The following is a 5,333-nucleotide window of genomic DNA, read 5'->3' as shown; positions in this document are numbered from 1 at the left end:
GAGGCGATCGAGGCCGCCCTGCGCAACGCGCGCGGCGTGATCAGCCAGGCGGCGGCCGAACTCGGCCTGTCGCGCCAGGCGCTGTACCGACGCATGGAGAAGATGGGCATCGGCGACGCCTGAACGGCCGCGCGCCGCCTTGGCGTGACGTACGCACCCGCTGCGTGGGCGCGCCCGCTGCCGGTATCCTCCACGCATGCGCCTCGTCTCGCTGGAAGGCAAACTCGTCGCGGCCCTGTTCGCCGCGGTCATCGCCGCGGCAGCGATCGCCGGCTGGGCGACCGTCTGGTTCGCCTCGCCGTGGTACGGCGCCGCCGCGACCGTGCTCGTGCTCGGCCTGCCAGCGCTCGTGTTCGCGCGCCAGCTCGCGCAGCCGGTCGCGTCGCTGATCCGCGCGCTCTCGGGCAGCGTCGTCGCGTTCCGCGACGGCGACTTCAGTTTCTCGATCGGCACGCGGCGCAGCGACGAGGTCGGCGAACTCGTCGCCGCGCACAACGAGCTCGGTCGCGTGTTGCGCGAGCAGCGCCAGTACCTGTTCCAGCGCGAACTGCTGCTCGACACCGTCGTGCAGAACACGCCGACCGCGCTCGTCCTGGTAGAGCCGGGCGGCCACGTCGTCTACGCGAACGTGTCGGCGCGGCAGTTGCTCAACGACGGCCGCACGCTCGCCGGCGAGAACTTCGACCAGCTCGTCGCGAGCGCGCCGGCACCGCTCGCGCGTGCGATCGCGAGCGGGGGCGACAGTCTGTTCAGCGTGCCGCTCGAGCACGAGGACGAGACCTTCCACCTGTCGCAGCGCGAGTTCAAGCTGCAGGGCCGCGCGCACCGTCTGTACCAGATCAAGCGCCTAACGCGCGAACTCGCGCGCCAGGAAGTGATGACCTGGAAGAAGGTGATCCGCGTGATCAGCCACGAGATCAACAACTCGCTCGGGCCGATCCGCTCGCTGTCGCATTCCGGCCGCGAACTCGCGCGGCTCGGCGACGGCGCGCGCCTCGGCATCGTGTTCGACACGATCGAGGAGCGCACGCGTCATCTCGAAGGCTTCATTTCAGGCTACGCCCGCTTCGCCAAGTTGCCGCTGCCGCGGCCGGAACGCATCGAGTGGGCGCCGTTCCTCGCCGGGCTCGCGCGCCACTACCCGTTCCACGCGTCGACACAAGCGCCTGCGCACCCGGGCTGGTTCGATCGCGCGCAGGTCGAGCAGGTGCTCATCAACCTGCTCAAGAACGCGCACGAGGCGGGCGGTCCGGCCGATGCGATCGAGCTCGGCGTATCGCAGAACGCGCGCGAAACGCGCATCGAGGTCGTCGATCGCGGCAGCGGCATGAGCGAAACCGTGCTCGCCAACGCACTGTTGCCGTTCTATTCGACCAAGCGCGCCGGCTCGGGCCTCGGACTCGCGCTCGCGCGAGAGATCGCCGAGGCGCACGGCGGCCGCGTGCAACTCGCGAACCGCCCAGGCGGCGGCCTCGCCGTCACCCTGATCCTGCCACTGGTCGAGCGGGTCGAGGCGAGGACTGAAGGCGAGAAGCTGAAAGATTGAAACACGAAGGACACGAAGGACACGAAGTAGAGCAAAGATCCAGAGATTGAAACACGGAGCACGCGGAGAAGGCCAAGAAAGGAAGCTCTTTCATCCGAAAGCTTTCCTTCGTGTGCTCCGTGTTTCAAGCTTGCCTTTCGGCGAAGACGGCCCGCTGCAGCCGACCAGAGAATCTTTTCTTCGTGTCCTTCGTGTTTCAGGCTTTGCTCCGGCTTCGCCCGCGGCGCGACGTGCGGCGTCGTGGGCGGAGCTATACTGGCGGTCCATCCTGGGAGGGAAGGTCATGGGTTTCTATCTGCCGCTGATCGTCGTCGCCGTTGCTGTGATCCTGTTGTCCAAGCTCGTGCGCATCGTGCCGCAGGGTTTCGAGTGGACGGTCGAGCGCTGGGGCAAGTACACCCATACCCTCACGCCGGGCTTCCACCTGCTGATCCCGGTCATGCAGAACGTCGGCCGCAAGATGAACATGATGGAGCAGGTGCTCGACGTGCCGTCGCAGGACGTGATCACCAAGGACAACGCGGTCGTGAAGGTCGACGGCGTCGTGTTCTACCAGGTGCTCGACGCGGCGAAGGCCGCCTACGAGGTCGCCAACCTCGAGCTCGCGGTCATCAACCTCGTGATGACCAACATCCGCACCGTGCTCGGTTCGCTCGACCTCGACGAGTCGCTGTCCAAGCGCGACCAGATCAACGCGGCACTGCTCAAGGTCGTCGACGAGGCGACCCACCCGTGGGGCCTCAAGGTCACGCGCATCGAGCTCAAGGACATCCAGCCGCCGCGCGATCTCGTCGATTCGATGGCGCGCCAGATGAAGGCCGAGCGCGAGAAGCGCGCGAACATCCTCGAGGCCGAGGGTTTCCGCCAGGCCGCGATCCTCAAGGCCGAAGGCGAGAAGCAGTCGGCGATCCTCGCCGCGGAAGGCCAGAAGGAAGCCGCGTTCCGCGAGGCCGAGGCGCGCGAGCGGCTCGCCGCCGCCGAAGCGAAGGCGACCGAGGTGGTGTCCGCGGCGATCGTCAACGGCGACGTCAACGCGCTCAACTACTTCGTCGCGAACAAGTACGTCGAGGCGCTCAAGGCGATGGCCGATTCGCCGAACCAGAAGATGCTGCTGCTGCCGATCGAGGCGACCGGCGTGCTCGGCTCGCTCGCCGGCATCGCCGAACTGGCGAAGAACGCGCTCGAGAAGCAAGCCGTCGACAAGGCGGCGCCGCGCGTCGCGCCGCCGCGCTGAGAGGAGGTCGCATGACTACCTTGGTCGACAATTACGGCTGGTGGCTGCTCGCGCTCGTGCTCATCGGTGCGGAGATGGTCGTGCCGGGATACTTCCTGCTCTGGATCGGCATCGCCGCCGGCTGCATGGGGATCGTCACGTGGCTCTTCCCGGCGCTCCCCGCGCTCGTGCAGGCTGTCGCGTTCGCCGTGTTCTCGGTCGTCGCGTGCGTCGCGTACTGGAAGTTCGTGCGACCCAGCGCCGAACAGCGCGACGACCAGCCGCTGCTCAACAAGCGCGGCGCCCAGCTCGTCGGCCAGCGCTTCGTGCTCAGCGAGGCGATCGTCAACGGCCGCGGCAAGGTCAAGGTCGGCGACGGCAGCTGGCTCGCGAGCGGGCCGGACATGCCGGCCGGCAGCGAGGTCGAAGTCGTCGCCGTCGACGGCACGACATTGTCCGTGCGCGCGGTCTGACGGCGAGCGTGCGGCGCGCCGCGGCGCGTGCGTGCAGCGCATCGCGCCGGCGCCGCTCCCGCGATGCGCATGCGTGCGCTGCGCATCGCGCGCGCCCGGCCGGATGGGCGGCCACGTGCACGCGCAGCGGCACACGTATAATGCGCGCCCGCATTCCGTGCCCGGACCGACGATGACGCAGAAGACGATCCTCAACGACAGCCACCGTGCGCTCGGCGCGAAGATGGTCGACTTCGGCGGCTGGGACATGCCGATCAGCTACGGCTCGCAGATCGAGGAGCACCACGCGGTGCGGCGCGACGCGGGCATGTTCGACGTCTCGCACATGACCGTGGTCGACCTCGCCGGCGCCCGCACGCGCGAGTTCCTGCGCCGCCTGCTCGCCAACAGCGTCGACAAGCTCAAGGTGCCGGGCAAGGCGCTCTATTCGTGCATGCTCGACGAGCAGGGCGGCGTCGTCGACGACCTCATCGTCTATTACCTCGCCGACGATTTCTTCCGCCTCGTCGTCAACGCGGCGACGCGCGACAAGGACCTCGCGTGGATCACGCGGCAGGCGGCCGGGTTCGACGTGAAGGTCACCGAGCGGCCGGACTTCGCGATGATCGCGGTGCAGGGTCCACACGCGCGCGACAAGGTGCTGGGGCTGCTCACGCCCGACACGCGCGCGAAGGCGGCGAAGATCGGCAAGTTCGTCGCGACCGACGCGCAGGGCCCGAACGGCATGCCGTTGTTCGTCGCGCGCACGGGCTACACGGGCGAGGACGGATTCGAGATCGTCGTCCCGCAACAGCACGCGGTCGAGCTGTGGAACCGCCTCCGGGACGCCGGCGTCGTCCCGGCCGGCCTCGGCGCGCGCGACACGCTGCGCCTCGAGGCGGGCATGAACCTCTATGGCCAGGACATGGACGAGACGGCGACGCCGTGGGAAGCCAACCTCGGTTGGACCGTCGCGCTCGACGAGGGGCGCGACTTCATCGGTCGCGTCGCACTCGAGCGGCAGAAGGCCACCGGTGGTCACCGCGTGATGGTCGGCCTCGTCATGGACGAGAAGGGCGTGTTGCGCCACGGCCAGCGCGTCGTCACCGCGCAGGGCGACGGCGAGATCCTCTCCGGCAGTTTCTCGCCGACGCTCGGCAAGTCGATCGCGTTCGCGCGCGTGCCGGCCGGCGCCGGCGACACGCTGCAGGTCGACATCCGCGGCAGGCTCGTCCCGGTGCGGGTCGTCAAGTATCCGTTCGTGCGCGACGGCAAGGCGTGCGACGGCGTCTGACGCCCCGCTCGCGAGCGCGCGCGGGAACGATCTTCCCGCCGCGTCCGCGCCGTCGTTCGCGCGGCCGTAGCCGCATTGCTAGAATCCATTCCGCCGACTACCCAAGGACCCCGTGTCATGCAAGAAATCCCCGGTGATCTGAAGTTCATGAAGTCGCACGAGTGGGCGCGCGTCGAGGACAAGGGCACGGTCACCTGCGGCATCTCGGACCATGCGCAGGGCCTGCTCGGCGATCTCGTCTACGTCGAACTGCCGAGCGTCGGCGACACCGTCAAGGCCGGCAACGCCTGCGCCGTCGTCGAGTCGGTCAAGGCCGCTTCCGACGTCTACGCGCCGGTCTCGGGCGAGATCGTCGCGGTCAACGACGCTCTCCCGGACAAGCCGGAAACGATCAACGAGGACGCCTACGGCGACGGTTGGCTGTTCGTGATCAAGCCGGACAATCTCGCCGAGGAACTCGAGGAACTGCTCGATCCCGACGCCTACTCCGAGCTCATCGAGAGCGAGGATCACTGAGCGCCGGCGACACGCGCATCCGCGATCGAACGAAGGGCGTGCGCGAGCGCGCCCTTTTTCTTTGCGCCGACGCGCGCGCCGCGGGCGAGCGCGAACGAGTTCGCCGACGAAGCCTTCCTCGCGTTTCGTCCGGCGCGCGGTCGAGCGATTTCGTGCATCCGCTTCGCCGCTCTTCGAACGTCGTCGGCGACGCACGCGACGTGCCCGGGAGGACGCCGACGATCGGCGATTCGTCCCGCGCGAGGGACGATCGGCGTCGGTCGGCGAAAAAAATTTTCGGGCGTTCACCCGCCGTTGTGGCGCCGCGCCGCG

General features: G+C 68.5%; 7 protein-coding genes. All 7 read left to right on the top strand.

The annotated features are described in order from the left end of the window. The coding region (locus tag VI238_RS13215) for a helix-turn-helix domain-containing protein (protein WP_331652106.1) at positions 1-123 on the top strand (123 nt) is incomplete at its 5' end. 73 nt (positions 124-196) lie between these two features. Then, positions 197-1,546 carry a sensor histidine kinase gene (locus tag VI238_RS13210; protein WP_331652104.1) on the top strand — a complete coding sequence of 450 codons (1,350 nt, stop codon included), beginning with the start codon at positions 197-199 and terminating at the stop codon, positions 1,544-1,546. 283 nt (positions 1,547-1,829) lie between these two features. Next, positions 1,830-2,780: an SPFH domain-containing protein gene (locus VI238_RS13205; RefSeq protein WP_331652102.1), complete on the top strand. Its 951-nt coding sequence runs from the start codon at positions 1,830-1,832 to the stop codon at positions 2,778-2,780. An 11-nt stretch (positions 2,781-2,791) separates the two neighbouring features. Further along, complete coding sequence (locus VI238_RS13200) at positions 2,792-3,232, top strand: NfeD family protein (RefSeq protein WP_331652100.1); 441 nt, start codon at positions 2,792-2,794, stop codon at positions 3,230-3,232. A 172-nt stretch (positions 3,233-3,404) separates the two neighbouring features. Further along, positions 3,405-4,505, top strand: coding sequence for a glycine cleavage system aminomethyltransferase GcvT (gene gcvT, locus VI238_RS13195; RefSeq protein WP_331652098.1), 1,101 nt, complete (start codon positions 3,405-3,407; stop codon positions 4,503-4,505). Between the two features lie 117 nt (positions 4,506-4,622). Next, positions 4,623-5,021 carry a glycine cleavage system protein GcvH gene (gcvH, locus tag VI238_RS13190; RefSeq protein ID WP_331652096.1) on the top strand — a complete coding sequence of 133 codons (399 nt, stop codon included), beginning with the start codon at positions 4,623-4,625 and terminating at the stop codon, positions 5,019-5,021. Between the two features lie 38 nt (positions 5,022-5,059). Beyond that, positions 5,060-5,333, top strand: a 274-nt coding sequence (locus VI238_RS13185) for a hypothetical protein (protein ID WP_331652094.1), incomplete at its 3' end; no start/stop codon positions are given.

Source organism: Dokdonella sp. (genome assembly GCF_036518555.1).
Classification (GTDB): Bacteria; Pseudomonadota; Gammaproteobacteria; order Xanthomonadales; family Rhodanobacteraceae; genus Dokdonella_A.
This window is presented reverse-complemented; position numbering and strand designations above follow the sequence as displayed.